The following is a 14,084-nucleotide window of genomic DNA, read 5'->3' as shown; positions in this document are numbered from 1 at the left end:
AGCCTCAGATATCCGCCAATTTCCACGCCTCATACGCCGGCGTTTCATACGGATGACTCTGCTTCAGCGCACCGACGACCTGATGAATCAGCTCGTCGGCCACCACCAATTCCACTCGCCATTCCTCGACCTGCTCGACCACCCCGCTCTGCCCGATAAACGGCTGGCTGCCGTCCAGCGGGCGGAACTGACCCTGGCCCAGCACTTGCCAGGCGCAGCAGTCGTAGTCGCCGATGCGCCCGCCGCCCGCGGCGAACACGGCCTGCTTGACCGTGTCGACGTGGCTCGGCGGAACGAAGAAGGCGAGCTTGTACACCCTTTAGTTCACCCACACCCGCGCGTTGCGGAACATGCGCATCCAGGCGCCGTCTTCGTTCCAGTCGTCCGGACGCCAGGAGTTCTGCACGGCACGGAAGACCCGCTCAGGGTGCGGCATCATGATGGTGACGCGACCGTCGCGGCTGGTCAGGCCGGTGATCCCGCGCGGCGAGCCGTTCGGGTTGGCCGGGTAGGTTTCGGTGACCTTGCCGTGGTTATCGACGAAGCGCAGTGCCACGCAGCCGGACAGGTCTGCTTCGAGCAGGGCTTCTTCGCTGGCGAACTCGGCATGGCCTTCGCCGTGGGCGATGGCGATCGGCATGCGCGAACCGGCCATGCCCTGCAGGAAGATCGAGTTCGACTTCTGCACTTCAACCATGGCGACACGGGCTTCGAACTGCTCGGAACGGTTACGCACGAAGTGCGGCCAGAACTCGCTGCCCGGTACCAGCTCGTGCAGGTTGGACATCATCTGGCAACCGTTGCACACGCCGAGGGTGAAGCTGTCGGTACGTTCGAAGAAGCCCTGGAAAGCGTCGCGGGCACGGCTGTTGAACAGCGCCGACTTGGCCCAGCCTTCACCGGCACCGAGGACGTCGCCGTAAGAGAAGCCACCGCAGGCCACCAGGCCCTTGAATGCGTCCAGGTCGACGCGACCGGCGAGGATATCGCTCATGTGCACGTCGATGGCGTTGAAGCCGGCGCGGTCGAAGGCTGCGGCCATTTCGACCTGACCGTTGACGCCCTGCTCACGCAGTACCGCCACCTGTGGACGCACACCTTTCTTGATGAACGGCGCGGCGATGTCCTGGTTGACGTCGAAGCCCAGCTTGGCGCTCAGGCCCGGGTTGTCTTCTTCCAGCAGCAGGTCGAATTCCTGGTCGGCGCACTGGGCGTTGTCGCGCAGGCGCTGGATCTGGTAGCTGGTCTCGGCCCACTGACGTTGCAGCAGACGGCGATTACCGTCGAACAACACCTCGCCATTGAGGCTGATGGAGACGCTATCGCTGTTGACCGGCTTGCCGATCACCGCGACGCAGTCTTCGCCGAGGCCGGCGGCGCTGAACTGGGCCAGCACGTCCGGGGTAGCGTCCTGGCGAACCTGGATTACCGCGCCCAGCTCTTCGTTGAAGAGGATGGCCGAGACTTTCTCGCGCTTGCTGGTCAGGGTGTCCAGTTCCAGGTCCAGGCCGCAGTGACCGGCGAAGGCCATTTCCAGCACGGTGGTCAGCAGGCCACCGTCGGAACGGTCGTGGTAGGCCAACAGGTGACCGTCGGCGTTCAGGCCCTGGATCACCGCGAAGAAGGCCTTGAGGTCTTCGGCGTCATCGACGTCCGGCGCCTGGCTGCCCAGCTTGCCGTGGGTCTGCGCCAGGATCGAGGCGCCCATGCGGTTCTGCCCGCGGCCCAGGTCGATCAGGATCAGGTCCGTCTCGCCCTTGTCCATGCGCAGTTCTGGGGTCAGGGTCTTGCGGATGTCCGTGACTGGCGCGAAGCCGGTGACGATCAGCGACATCGGCGAGGTAACGCTCTTCTCCGCGCCCTCGTCGCTCCAGCGGGTTTTCATGGACATGGAGTCCTTGCCCACGGGAATGGTAATGCCCAGCTCAGGGCACAGTTCCATGCCCACGGCCTTGACGGTGTCGTACAGACGGGCGTCTTCACCCGGATGGCCGGCGGCGGACATCCAGTTGGCCGACAGTTTGATGTCGGAGAGTTTTTCGATGCGCGAGGCGGCCATGTTGGTCAGCGTCTCGCCGATCGCCATGCGACCGGATGCCGGAGCATCGAGCAGCGCCAGCGGAGTACGCTCGCCCATCGCCATGGCTTCACCGCTGTAGACGTCGAAGCTGGTGGCGGTCACGGCAACGTCGGCTACCGGAACCTGCCACGGGCCGACCATCTGGTCGCGGGCAACCAGGCCAGTGATGGTGCGGTCGCCGATGGTGATCAGGAAGCTCTTGCTGGCCACGGCCGGGTGACGCAGCACGCGCTCGATCGAGTCGGTCAGTTCCAGCGCGGCCGGGTCGAAGTCATCGCCCAGCTCGGCTTCGCGGGTCACCGAACGGTGCATGCGCGGCGGTTTGCCCAGCAGGACTTCCAGCGGCATGTCCACCGGGGTGTTGCCGAAGTGGCTGTCGGTGACGGTCAGGTGCGCTTCTTCGGTGGCTTCGCCGACCACCGCGAACGGGCAACGCTCGCGTTCGCAGATGGCCTGGAAGCGCTCGAAGTCGACCGAGCTGACGGCCAGCACGTAACGCTCCTGGGATTCGTTGCTCCAGATTTCGTGCGGGGCCATGCCCGGCTCGTCGTTGGGCACGTTGCGCAGTTCGAAGCGGCCGCCGCGGCCACCGTCGTTGACCAGCTCCGGGAAGGCGTTGGAGATACCGCCGGCGCCGACGTCATGGATGAAGGCGATCGGGTTGTTGTCGCCCAGTTGCCAGCAGCGGTCGATGACCTCCTGGCAGCGGCGTTCCATTTCCGGGTTTTCCCGCTGAACGGACGCGAAGTCGAGGTCGGCGGAGCTGGCACCGGTGGCCATCGACGAGGCAGCGCCGCCGCCCAGGCCGATCAGCATGGCCGGGCCGCCGAGCACGATCAGCTTGGCGCCGACGGTGATTTCGCCCTTCTGCACGTGGTCTTCACGGATGTTGCCCATACCGCCGGCCAGCATGATCGGCTTGTGGTAACCGCGCACTTCTTCGCCGTGCGGGGTGTTGATCGACTGTTCGAAGGTACGGAAGTAGCCGGTCAGGGCCGGACGGCCGAACTCGTTGTTGAACGCGGCGCCGCCCAGCGGGCCTTCGATCATGATGTCCAGCGCGTTGACGATGCGCTCCGGCTTGCCGTACGCCTGCTCCCACGGCTGTTCGAAGCCCGGGATGCGCAGGTTGGAAACGGTGAAGCCGGTCAGGCCGGCTTTCGGCTTGGCGCCGCGACCGGTGGCGCCTTCGTCGCGGATTTCGCCGCCGGAGCCGGTGGACGCGCCCGGGAACGGCGCGATGGCGGTCGGGTGGTTGTGGGTCTCGACCTTCATCAGGATGTGCACCGGCTCCTTCACCGCGCCGTACTGGCGGGTCTCAGGATTCGGGAAGAAGCGGCCGGCAACCGAACCGACGATCACCGAGGCGTTGTCCTTGTACGCGGACAGGACGCCTTCGCTGTGCATCTGGTAGGTGTTCTTGATCATGCCGAACAGGCTTTTTTCCTGGCTTTCGCCGTCGATATCCCAACTGGCGTTGAAGATCTTGTGACGGCAGTGCTCGGAGTTGGCCTGGGCGAACATCATCAGTTCGATGTCGTGCGGGTTGCGCTTGAGGCCCTGGAAGGCGCTGACCAGGTAATCGATCTCGTCTTCGGCCAGGGCCAGGCCCAGCTCGACGTTGGCCTTGGCCAGGGCTTCGCGGCCACCGCCAAGGATGTCGACGGCGGTCAGCGGCTTGGGTTCGGCGTGGCTGAACAGGCCCGCGGCCTCTTCCAGCCGGGCCAGCACGACCTGGGTCATGCGGTCGTGCAGCAGCTCGGCGACGCCAGCGGCGTCGGCTTCGCTCAGTTCACCACTGATATAGAAGGCAATGCCCCGCTCCAGGCGACGGACGTTTTCCAGGCCGCAGTTGTGGGCGATATCGCTGGCCTTGCTCGACCAGGGCGAGATGGTGCCGAAACGCGGCATGACCAGGAACAGGCGACCGGCAGGTTCCTGTACCGGTACGCTCGGGCCGTACTTGAGCAGGCGCGCGAGCACTTGCTGTTGGTCGGCGGTCAGATCGCCGTCAACCTCGGCGAAATGAGCGAATTCAGCGTACAAACCACTAACAGCGGGGACTTTCTGGCTCAATTGCTCGAGTAATTTACCGTGGCGAAAGGCAGAAAGGGCAGGAGCGCCGCGCAGGATCAACATCGTCGGGACAGCCTCAGGAAGGGGGTGTGCTTAGAGGCCGTGCATTCTAGCCTAAACCTCCGCGTCAGGCACCCGAAACGCTGCATTGGCGGCCATCCGAATGTCGGCAAGTGCGTTCCAGGGCGGCCGTCCGTCCGCAAGCAACCTACAACTGCGCTGAAAAGTCGCAAGCACAGGCGGCGATAGCAGACAAGCTATCAGTTGTCGAGATATGGCGCGGCAGGCCCTTTGCGTATACTGCACGTTATGTTTGCCCAGACTGCTTTGCGCCAGCGTTGCGCCAAATGGCTCATCGCAACCGGACTCTTCCTGATGCTCGGTGCCTGCGTTGAAAAACCCAGCACCCTCGAACGCATCAAGGAGGATGGTGTATTGCGCGTGGTGACCCGCAACAGCCCGGCCACCTATTTCCAGGATCGTAACGGCGAGACCGGCTTCGAATACGAGCTGGTGAAACGCTTCGCCGACGATCTTGGGGTCGAACTGCAGATCGAAACCGCCGACAACCTCGACGACCTGTTCAGCCAGCTCGGCAAGCCATCAGGCCCGGTGCTGGCCGCCGCCGGCCTGGTCAGCAGCGAGCAGCGCAAGGGCCAGGCGCGTTTTTCCCACCCTTATCTCGAAGTCACCCCGCAAGTCATCTACCGCAACGGCAAGACCCGCCCCACCAATGCCGCCGGTCTGGTGGGCAAGCGCATCCTGGTGCTCAAGGGCAGCAGCCACGCCGAACAGCTCGCCGAACTGAAGAAACAGTACCCGGGCCTGGAATATGAAGAGTCCGACCAGGTCGAAGTGGTCGACCTGCTGCGCATGGTGGATGAAGGGCAGATCGACCTGACCCTGGTGGATTCCAACGAACTGGCGATGAACCAGGTGTATTTCTCCAACGTACGGGTGGCCTTCGACCTCGGCGATGCCCGTGACCAGCGCTGGGCCGTGGCCGCCGGCGAAGACAACAGCCTGCTCAACGAAATCAACGAATTCCTCGACAAGGTGCAGAAGAACGGCACCCTCCAACGCTTGAAAGACCGCTATTACGGGCACGTCGACGTGCTCGGTTATGTCGGCGCCTATACCTTCGCCCAGCACCTGCAGCAGCGCCTGCCGCGCTTCGAAAAGCACTTCCGCACCTACGCCAAGCAAGAACAGGTGGACTGGCGCCTGCTGGCGGCGATCGGTTATCAGGAATCCATGTGGCAGCCGGAGGTGACCTCCAAGACCGGCGTGCGCGGCCTGATGATGCTGACCCAGCGCACCGCCCAGGCCATGGGCGTGTCCAACCGCCTGGATCCGGTGCAGAGCATCCGCGGCGGCGCCAAGTACTTCATGCACGTCAAGGAACAGCTTGACGACTCGATCAAGGAGCCGGACCGCACCTGGTTCGCCCTGGCCGCCTACAACGTTGGCGGCGGTCACCTGGACGACGCGCGCAAGCTGGCCGAGCGCGAGGGCCTGAACCCGAACAAGTGGCTGGACGTGAAAAAGATGCTGCCGCGGCTGTCGCAGAAGAAGTGGTACAGCAAGACCAAGTACGGTTACGCCCGCGGTGGCGAACCGGTGCATTTCGTCGCCAACATCCGTCGCTACTACGACATCCTCACTTGGGTGACCCAGCCGCAGCTCGAGGGCAGCCAGGTCGCCGAAGGCAACCTGCACGTGCCCGGCGTGAACAAGGACAAGCCGGCGGAGCAGACCCCGCCGCTTTAAGCCTTGGCTCTTCGGGCCTTGAAGAACGCGCTGAGCATCGTCCCGCACTCCTCCGCCAGCACCCCGCCCTCGTAGATCACCCGGTGATTGAGAAAGCCCTGGGTAAAGAACTGTCCCTGGCTCTGCACAATCCCGGCCTTCGGCTCCAGCGCGCCATAAACCACGCGGTTGACCCGCGAATGCACGATCAGCCCGGCGCACATGCTGCACGGTTCCAGCGTCACATACAGGGTGCTGCCTGGCAGGCGGTAATTGCTGGCGGCCTTGGCGGCGGCGCGGATGGCGACCATCTCGGCGTGGGCGCTGGGATCGCTGTCGATGATCGGCCGGTTGAAGCCCTGCCCGATCACTTCGCCGTGCTGCACCAGCACCGCGCCCACCGGCACCTCGCCGAGGGCCGCGCCTTGGGCGGCCAGTTCCAGGGCCAGGCGCATGAACTCCTGATCGCGGCTGCGATCGATGATCTGCGGTCGCATCAGACCACCGCGATCGCGGCCATCAGGCCGGTTTCCATGTGGTCGATGACGTGGCAGTGGAACATCCAGGTTCCCGGGTTATCCGCCACCAGCGCCACCTGGGCGCGTTCGTTCTTGCCCAGCAGGTAGGTGTCGGTGAACCACGGCTCGACGATGTTGTGGCGATTCGACGCGATGACCTTGAAGCTCATGCCGTGCAGGTGGATCGGGTGCTGGTACTGGGTCATGTTCTTCAACTCGAAGATGTAGCTCTTGCCCTTCTGCAACGTGGCAATCGGGCGGTCGGCGCAGGTCTTGTCGGTAATGTCCCAGGCCTGGCCGTTGATCTGCCAGAGGCTCGGCGGCCTGCCGTTCTCGGTGTCCACCGAGACCTTGCCGGCCCATTCGAAATTGAAGTTGAGTTTCTCGGCGTTATCCAGGTCCGGCTCGGCGACCGGATTCGGCGGCAGCGCCGGCGGCCAGTCGCCCGGCGTGTCGGCGCTGGCGACCGAACGCAGGGTGCCGAGGCGCACGAAGCCGTCGCGCAGGGACACTTCCTCGCCCGCCTCGGGAATGCGGATCGCCAGGCAGATGCGCATGCCCGGGCCGAGCCAATACTCGTCTTCCAGCGGACGCGGGGTGATCGGGTTACCGTCGAGGGCATAGATCATCGCCTCGCAGTTGCCCTTGAGGTTGAGACGGTAGGTCCAGGTGTTGTCGAGATTGAGCAAACGCACCCGCACCACCTGCCCGGCCGGCAGTTCGCTCACCGCATTGGCCTGGCCGTTGATGGTGATCAGGCGCCCGGCGGTGCCGTTGCGCGCGGCCTCGCGGGGGATGCTGAAGGGCAGGAAGGCGCCCTGCTCGTCTACATGCCAGGTTTTCAGGCTCAAGGTGCGTTCGTGCTTGAAGCCGGTCGGCTCCCGCTCTTCGACAATCAGCGGCCCGACCAGGCCGCGGCCGAGTTCTTCGCTGCTGCTGACATGGGGGTGATACCAGTAGCTGCCGGCATCCGGCACGCGGAACTTGTAGTCGAAGAACTCGCCCGGCTTGACCGGCAGTTGCGACACATAGGGCACGCCGTCCATTTCCAGCGGCAGGCGGATGCCGTGCCAGTGAATGGTGGTTTCCACCGGCAGGTGGTTGATGAAGCGCACCCGCAGCCAGGTGCCCTGGCGCACCCGCAACTCGGTGCCCGGCGCCGACGGGCCGAAGGCCCAGGCCTCGGTCTTGAAGCCTGGCACCAGCTCGACGTCCAGCGGCGCGGCGATCAGTTCGTAGTCGTGCCCGGCGTTCTCGTCCTCGACCTTGCCCAGCCAGTAACGGGCCGCGCCACCGGCGCCCAGGCCAACCACCACCAGGCCGGTCAGCCCCTTGAGCATTTGTCGACGGGAAAAGGACATCGGAACAGGCACCTCGTACTCGCGGAAAACAACAGTTGGCCTTTATCTGGCCAGCGTGAAGGGCGAATACGATACACCCGCATTTATCAAAGATTAAGTGAAGTCTTGTCGCAGGGTGGGTTGCCAGCGATGAGGCCATCAGCAACAACACAAACCTGTCAACGCGACATCCGCTCGATCACCACCCCCAACGACGCCGGCAACATCGGCCCATGGTTCAGCCCTTCGAAGCGCTGGTAGCTGACCTGCAACCCCGGAACCTTCTCCAGATCGGCAACCAACGCCCGCGCCGGCGCTTCCACATCACCCGTGCTCGGTCCGCGTGGCTGGGACGGTTCGGCGCTTCCGCGCATCAGCAGCAGGCGCGGATGGCTGTCGCCCAGTCGCGCCTGCAACCCCGCGGCCTCGCGCACGATCGCCCCGTCCCGCCACCACAACGAAGGGCTGGCGGCGGCGTAATCGCTGAACTCGCCAGGCCGTGTGAACAACGCATGGAGCACGGCCAGGCCACCATAGGAATGGCCCCACAGCGTCTGGCGACTGCCATCGATCGGCGCGACGGCGGCGACCATCGGCCGCATGCGCTGGCTCAACAGGTCAAAAAATGCGTCCACGCCACCGCTGGGTTGCCCGCTCAGCGGATCGACCTGCTCGACCGCGCCCGCAATCGGCGGGGTGTAGTCATAGGTGCGGGCGTTGCGTTCGATGCGCTGTTCGGTCTGGTAACCGACGGCGACCAGCAGCGGCGCCTGGCCGGCAGCCAGCTCGCGCAACTGCGGCGCTTGCAGGGTGCCGAGGGCGGCGTTGCCGTCGAGCATCCACAGCACCGGGTAACCGGCAGCGGGTGCCGGGCGGTCCGGTTTGCCGACCCACAACTGGTAATGGCGCTTGCCGTCAGCGGAGTCGAGCGTGAGGGTGGTGAAACGGTAAGCGGAGTCCTTCTGCTGCAGCACGGCGGCATCCATTTTCTGCTCGGACTCCGGCTGCGCCAACGCAACAGAGCCCGACGCCATCAGCGCCAGGCTCAGGAACAACGGGGTGAGGTTCATCAGGCATTCTCGTTATGTGCGCAATCAGCCGCCGCTTCCACGCGGAAGCGGCGGCCAGGGCCTTTTAGAAGGACGCGGTCAGGCTGGTGTAGAGCGTGCGGCCCGGCTCGTTGTAGGTGGCGGCACCCGCACCATCGATACCGTTCACGCCCTGGGCGTTGCCTTCGCGGAACAGGCGTTTGTCGAAGAGGTTTTCAACCCCGGTGGTCAGGCTCAGGTTCTTGGTGAAGGCGTAGGTGCCGCTCAAGCCCACCAGCGCGTACGGCGACAACTGGTTATTGCCGTTACCGGTCACGCGATCACCGTGATAGTCGTACTTCTTCGGCGTCTGCTTGCCATACCAGGCCACGCTGGCCTGCAGCGACAACGCGTCGGTGGCCTGCCAGTCAAGCATCGAGTTGAGGGTGTACTTCGGGGTCACCGACAGGGTCTCGCCGGTGGTCTTGTTCTTCGATTGCAGCATGTAGGTGAAGTTGTTGTTCCACTTCAACTGCTCGGTCAGCGGGATGGTCAGGGTGCCTTCGAGGCCCTCGACCAGCGCCTTCGGCACGTTTTCCCACTGGTAGACCGCGGAGTTGACGTAGGTGCCGGTGCCACCGGTGGCACGACCGACCGGGCTCATCCCCGATTCGATCTTGTTCTTGTAGTCGTTGCGGAAGTAGGTCAGGCCGGCGACCCAGCCGTCGTTCTGGTACTCGATCCCCAATTCCTTGTTGACGCTGGTCTCGGCTTCGAGCTTGTCGTTGCCTTGCAGGTAGCAACTGGTGCTCTGGCCATAGCACCCCTGGCCGCGGCTGTAGAGCAGGTAGTCAGGGTTGAGCTGATACAGGTTCGGCGCCTTGTAGGCGCGGGCGATGCCGGCTTTCAGGGTGAGGGTGTCGGTCAGCGCGTGGGACAGGTTGAGCGACGGGCTCCAGTTGTCGCCGACGATGCTGTGGTGATCGAAACGCAGGGCCGGCGTGAGCATGGTGCCGGGCAGCAGTTCAATGTTGTCTTCGGCGAAGAACGAGACGATCTGCGCTTGCGAGCTGGTGTCGCGACCGGCGCTGGTCAGGCCGCTGACCGCGCCGCCTTCGCTGGTGGTCTGGGTGTTGGCGCTCGGGTCATCGAGCTTTTGCTGGCTCCACTCGGCGCCGAGGGTCAGGGTCTGGTCACGCAGGGCGTGCAGCGGCAGGTTCACTTCGCCGTGGGCGGTCAGGTCGCGCAGGGTCGAGGTGTAGAAATCGGTGTTGCTGAAAATGCCTTCGGTGCCGCCGGCCAGGCCTTCGTTGATCCGCTGGTTGCGGGTCTTCTCGTATTGCAGGTAGGCCATGGTGCTGCCGAAGTCCCAGTCGCCGCGATGGGTCAGCGCGTAGTTCTCGCGGTAAAGAATGTTGGTCTCGTGGCCCAGCATGCTTTTCACGTTGGCGTTGGAGTTGGTGTTCTGGGTATCGCCGGTATAGATGTTGCCCTGGCGGCTGAAGCCGGCCTCCAGTTCCAGGGTCTGCTCGGGGCTCAGGCGCCAGCTCAACTGGCCGTTGAGGTCTTTGTTGCGCACGCCTTCGCGGCCCGCCGGCAGCGTGCCGACCTGGTTACCGGTGCGGGCGGATTCGTGCCCGGCGTTGATGTCCCAGTCATCCGAATCGGTTTTCGCCACGTTGCCGTAGACCCGGTAGCTGAGGCTGTCGGTCAGCGGGCCGTTGAGCCCGAAGGTCACCCGCTTGCTGGTGCCTTCTTCGCCGTGCTGCGGGAAGTTCTGGTAGACGGTCATGTTGCCGTGGGTTTCGGCGCCGGCCTGCTTGGTGATGATGTTCACCACCCCGCCCATCGCGCCGGAGCCATAACGGGCTGCCGCCGGGCCACGGATGACCTCGATGCGCTCGACCTGATCGGCCGGCACCCAGTTGGTGTCACCGCGCGAATCGCGCTCGCCGCGCCAGCCGTAACGCACCGAGCTGCGGCTGCCGACCGGCTTGCCATCGACCAGGATCAGGGTGTTTTCCGGGCCCATGCCACGAATATCGATCTGGCGGTTGTTGCCGCGCTGGCCGCTGGTGGAGTTGCCGGTCAGGTTGACCCCGGGCATGGTGCGGATGATCTGCGACAGGTCGGTGGCCGGCGGGCGCTTCTTGATGTCCTCGGCGGTGATGATCGACACGCCCGGCGCCTGCTTGGTCTCTTCCAGCGCGGTGGCAACGACGTTCTGGCTTTCCAGCTCGACGACCTGCGGTTCGGACGCAGCCTGCACGGCGGTGGACAACAGGCAACTGGTCAGCAACAGGAAGGGAATGCGGGGGACTGGGCGGGGCAACATCTTTCGATCTCCGGAGCGTCGCGCTGAATGCAAGAGGTCACGAATGATAATGACTGCCAATTGAGAGTAAAGCTCATTAACTTTCTAAACATTCCTCCGCGACGGGCAGTACCAGATGAAGCACCAGACCCGGATGGCCATTGCTGGCCCACAGCGTTCCGCCCTGCAACGCGATGCCGCGACGGGCGATCGCCAAGCCAAGGCCGAAACCCGCGCCGCTGCCGGCCAGACGCTGGTAAGGCTCGAAGATGCGTTCAAGGTCGGCCTCGGCGACGCCCGGCCCCTGGTCCGTCAATTGGAAATGCCAACAGTCGCCCTCGCGCACGCCATCGAAGCGGATCGTCCCACCTTCCGGCGAGTGGCGAATGGCGTTGCGCAGCAGGTTTTCCAGGGCTTGGGCAACGCTGTCCAGATGGCCCTGAATCCGGCAGTCGGCGGACAGCGTCGAAAGCAAGCGCGAGCGCGCCCAGCCGCTTTCGAAACAGGCGTCTTCGCACAGCGCCTCCCACACCGAGAGCATCTGCACCGGCTCGGTGGGCAGCTCCGGTTGTTCGGTGTCCATCCAGGCCAGGTCGAGGGTGTCTTCCAGCAGCCGCTGCATGCCGTCGACTTCCCGGTCCAGCCGCTCGCGCAGTTGCTCCGGCGGTACGCCGCTGTCATGCGCGATGCGCAACCGCGCCAGCGGCGTGCGCAATTCGTGGGACAAGGTACGCAGCAACAACCGTTGCTGGTCGAGGCTGCGCCGCAAGCGCCCGGCCATGTGTTCGAAGGCCTGGGCCAGTTCGCCCAGTTCATCGCGGCGCTCCTGAAGCGGCAGGCCGGGGCTGTTCAGATCATCCGCGCGCAAGGCGTCGGCGCGGTCGCGCAGGCGATTGAGCGGCACCACCAGATGGCGATAGAGCGCCAGCCCGAGCAGCAACGCCAAAACCGCCGGCGCTATACCGTGGGTGACCAGATGGGTCCAGGGCGTCAGGCCGGTGGGCAGCAGGCGCTCCGGCAACTGAATGACCAGCCGGCCGTCTTCGGGATGCTCGGGGAATTCGATGCTGACATACGGCAATTCATCTTGAAGCCGCCGGCTCATGGGCCAGTCGAGCTTGCGCATGAAGGTCAGGTGGCTGGCATCTTCAGCGCTCAGCGGCGTGGTGCCGAGGCTCTGCAGATAGGGCCCGACCAGCACCACCCAGGTGTCTTCCTGCTGTGCGAGTTGCTGGCGGTAAGCCTCGGCGCCCTCGGCTCCGCCGTCGCGCCACGCCTGTTCGGCCTGCTCGGCATAGCGCGCCAGATAGGTTTGATCGGCGGCGCTGAGAAAGTAGGTGCTGCGCTCCACCGACAGGCCCCAGGTCCAGATCAGCCACGTCAGCAACAGGCAGAAACTCACCAATATCAGCGCCAGCTTCCACAACAACGGATGACGGCGCATCAGGACGGTTCCGCTTCCACCAGGATGTAGCCCTGACTGCGCACCGACTGGATCTGCACATGGGCCGCGCCGATGGCGGTCAGCTTGCGCCGCAGGTTGCAGACGTGGACGTCGAGGCCGCGGTCCAGCCGGGTGTAGGCGCGGTGCAGCACCGTCTGATAGAGAAACGCCTTGCTCAACGCCTCGCCGGGGTGGGCGCGCAGCGTCGACAGCAGGCGGAACTCGGAACCGGTGAGCCCCGCGTTGCGGCCCTGGTGAACGACGTCCTGACGCTCCTGATCGAAGGTCAGCGAACCGCTGTCGCTGCCCTGCTCGCCGCGCCGCCGATCCAGCGCCACCCGCCGCAACAGCGCATCCACCCGCGCATCCAGCTCCGCAAGGCTGAACGGCTTGGGCAGGTAGTCATCGGCGCCGCGGGTGAAGCCACTGATGCGATCCTGCTCGGCGCCGAGGGCCGACATCAGCATCACAGGAACCGACTGATGCCGACGCAGATTGTCCAGCAGGCTCAGGCCATCGATTCCCGGAAGCATGATGTCCAGCAGCACCAGATCGAAACCGCCCTGCGCCATCGCCGCCAGGGCCTGGGTGCCGTTTTCGCAGGCATGAACGTGAAAACCACGGCGCTGGAAATGCTGCTCGAGGTCCTGACGCAGGTTGAGGTCGTCTTCGGTAAGGAGAAGTCTGTGGGACACGGACAGTGGCTCTGGGTGGGCAGTGATTGCAATTGCGAATCATCCCATTTCACCACGGACGGGAGCAATGACATCGGTCAGCCCGGCGCGATTATTCCAACTAACGCAATAAAGAACTGCCAACAACGCCTATTCCGCCAAAAAGCGTTCGGTTCCACACTGGCCTCACGGATCGGGACTCACCCCGCCCCGCTCACTCAAGCCAGGAGCCGGAACATGAAGATCCATCACCACCCTCTCTCGGGCCATGCCCACCGCGCAGTTCTGTTCGCCTCGCTGCTGGGCGTGCCCCATGAGCTGATCGAAGTCGATCTGGCCGCGGCTGCGCACAAGTCGCCGGCGTTTCTCGCCCTGAATCCGTTCGGCCAGATTCCAGTGCTGGAAGATGGCGAGATCGTGATCGCCGACTCCAATGCCATCCTCGTCTACGTCGCGAAGAAGGCCGGACGCACTGACTGGCTGCCCGAGGACGCGCTGGGCGCGGCGCGGGTCCAGCGCTGGCTGTCCGTGGCCGCTGGCGAACTGGCCTATGGCGCCTGCGCAGCGCGGCTGATCACCGTGTTCAACGCCAGTTTCGACGCTGACGAAGTCATTGCCCGCGCCCATGTCCTGCTGGGCCGACTGGAACAGCACCTGGCCGACCGCGAGTGGCTCGCTGCCGCCCATCCGACCATCGCCGACGTGGCCATCTACAGTTACGTCGCTCGCGCCCCGGAGGGCAATGTCGACCTGTCCGGCTATCCCGCCGTCAATGCTTTCCTGCGTCGGGTCGAGGCGCTGCCGGGCTTCGTGCCCTTCGCCCAGAGCCGCGCCGGGCTGAGCGCCTGACCCACCTGGTCC

Annotated in this window: 10 protein-coding genes; 2 read left to right on the top strand and 8 right to left on the bottom strand. The window is 64.7% G+C overall.

What is annotated here, in order from left to right:
• Positions 1 to 4: 4 nt before the first annotated feature.
• Both NTD88_RS28640 and purL read right to left on the bottom strand, forming a co-directional pair.
• Positions 5 to 316 (bottom strand): YqfO family protein, encoded by a 312-nt coding sequence (locus NTD88_RS28640; RefSeq protein WP_095154208.1) that lies wholly within the window; start codon positions 314 to 316, stop codon positions 5 to 7.
• Positions 317 to 319: 3 nt separating this feature from the next.
• A complete protein-coding gene (gene purL / locus NTD88_RS28635) occupies positions 320 to 4,219 on the bottom strand; it encodes a phosphoribosylformylglycinamidine synthase (RefSeq protein WP_262153450.1) in 3,900 nt (1,299 codons plus the stop codon).
• A 246-nt stretch (positions 4,220 to 4,465) separates the two neighbouring features.
• Here purL and mltF point away from each other — a divergent pair, with 246 nt between their 5' ends.
• On the top strand, positions 4,466 to 5,926 hold the full coding sequence (mltF, locus tag NTD88_RS28630) for a membrane-bound lytic murein transglycosylase MltF (RefSeq protein WP_095154210.1): 1,461 nt from the start codon (positions 4,466 to 4,468) through the stop codon (positions 5,924 to 5,926).
• Here mltF and tadA read toward each other — a convergent pair.
• The 6 genes from tadA to NTD88_RS28600 form a co-directional block, all read right to left on the bottom strand.
• Positions 5,923 to 6,402, bottom strand: a complete 480-nt coding sequence (tadA, locus tag NTD88_RS28625) for a tRNA adenosine(34) deaminase TadA (RefSeq protein ID WP_262153451.1) — start codon at positions 6,400 to 6,402, stop codon at positions 5,923 to 5,925. The two genes, mltF and tadA, sit on opposite strands and share 4 nt — an antisense overlap.
• The gene (locus NTD88_RS28620) at positions 6,402 to 7,784 is read right to left on the bottom strand and encodes a multicopper oxidase family protein (RefSeq protein ID WP_262153452.1); all 1,383 of its coding nucleotides are present in this window, start codon (positions 7,782 to 7,784) and stop codon (positions 6,402 to 6,404) included. Before NTD88_RS28620 ends, tadA begins: the two co-directional genes overlap by 1 nt.
• Before the next feature lie 158 nt (positions 7,785 to 7,942).
• Positions 7,943 to 8,833 (bottom strand): alpha/beta hydrolase, encoded by an 891-nt coding sequence (locus NTD88_RS28615; protein ID WP_262153453.1) that lies wholly within the window; start codon positions 8,831 to 8,833, stop codon positions 7,943 to 7,945.
• Positions 8,834 to 8,897: 64 nt separating this feature from the next.
• The gene (locus NTD88_RS28610; RefSeq protein ID WP_262153454.1) at positions 8,898 to 11,126 is read right to left on the bottom strand and encodes a TonB-dependent siderophore receptor; all 2,229 of its coding nucleotides are present in this window, start codon (positions 11,124 to 11,126) and stop codon (positions 8,898 to 8,900) included.
• Positions 11,127 to 11,202: 76 nt separating this feature from the next.
• Positions 11,203 to 12,549 (bottom strand): sensor histidine kinase, encoded by a 1,347-nt coding sequence (locus tag NTD88_RS28605; RefSeq protein WP_262153455.1) that lies wholly within the window; start codon positions 12,547 to 12,549, stop codon positions 11,203 to 11,205.
• A complete protein-coding gene (locus NTD88_RS28600; protein ID WP_262153456.1) occupies positions 12,549 to 13,244 on the bottom strand; it encodes a response regulator transcription factor in 696 nt (231 codons plus the stop codon). Before NTD88_RS28600 ends, NTD88_RS28605 begins: the two co-directional genes overlap by 1 nt.
• Before the next feature lie 216 nt (positions 13,245 to 13,460).
• Between NTD88_RS28600 and NTD88_RS28595 the strand changes: the two genes are divergently transcribed.
• Positions 13,461 to 14,072 (top strand): glutathione S-transferase family protein, encoded by a 612-nt coding sequence (locus NTD88_RS28595; protein ID WP_262153457.1) that lies wholly within the window; start codon positions 13,461 to 13,463, stop codon positions 14,070 to 14,072.
• Positions 14,073 to 14,084 lie beyond the last annotated feature (12 nt).

The sequence above is a fragment of the Pseudomonas sp. 20P_3.2_Bac5 genome (assembly GCF_025466035.1).
Lineage (GTDB): Bacteria > Pseudomonadota > Gammaproteobacteria > Pseudomonadales > Pseudomonadaceae > Aquipseudomonas.
The sequence above is the reverse complement of the archived record's forward strand: the minus strand, read 5'-3'. Positions and strand labels throughout refer to the sequence as shown.

What these genes read in the sequence shown, in the direction of transcription:
- NTD88_RS28595 (WP_262153457.1), top strand. Translation starts at nt 13,461, where the DNA reads ATGAAGATCCATCACCACCCTCTCTCGGGCCATGCCCACCGCGCAGTT.
- NTD88_RS28615 (WP_262153453.1), bottom strand. Translation starts at nt 8,833, where the DNA reads ATGAACCTCACCCCGTTGTTCCTGAGCCTGGCGCTGATGGCGTCGGGC.
- NTD88_RS28610 (WP_262153454.1), bottom strand. Translation starts at nt 11,126, where the DNA reads ATGTTGCCCCGCCCAGTCCCCCGCATTCCCTTCCTGTTGCTGACCAGT.
- tadA (WP_262153451.1), bottom strand. Translation starts at nt 6,402, where the DNA reads ATGCGACCGCAGATCATCGATCGCAGCCGCGATCAGGAGTTCATGCGC.
- NTD88_RS28620 (WP_262153452.1), bottom strand. Translation starts at nt 7,784, where the DNA reads ATGTCCTTTTCCCGTCGACAAATGCTCAAGGGGCTGACCGGCCTGGTG.
- mltF (WP_095154210.1), top strand. Translation starts at nt 4,466, where the DNA reads ATGTTTGCCCAGACTGCTTTGCGCCAGCGTTGCGCCAAATGGCTCATC.
- NTD88_RS28605 (WP_262153455.1), bottom strand. Translation starts at nt 12,549, where the DNA reads ATGCGCCGTCATCCGTTGTTGTGGAAGCTGGCGCTGATATTGGTGAGT.
- purL (WP_262153450.1), bottom strand. Translation starts at nt 4,219, where the DNA reads ATGTTGATCCTGCGCGGCGCTCCTGCCCTTTCTGCCTTTCGCCACGGT.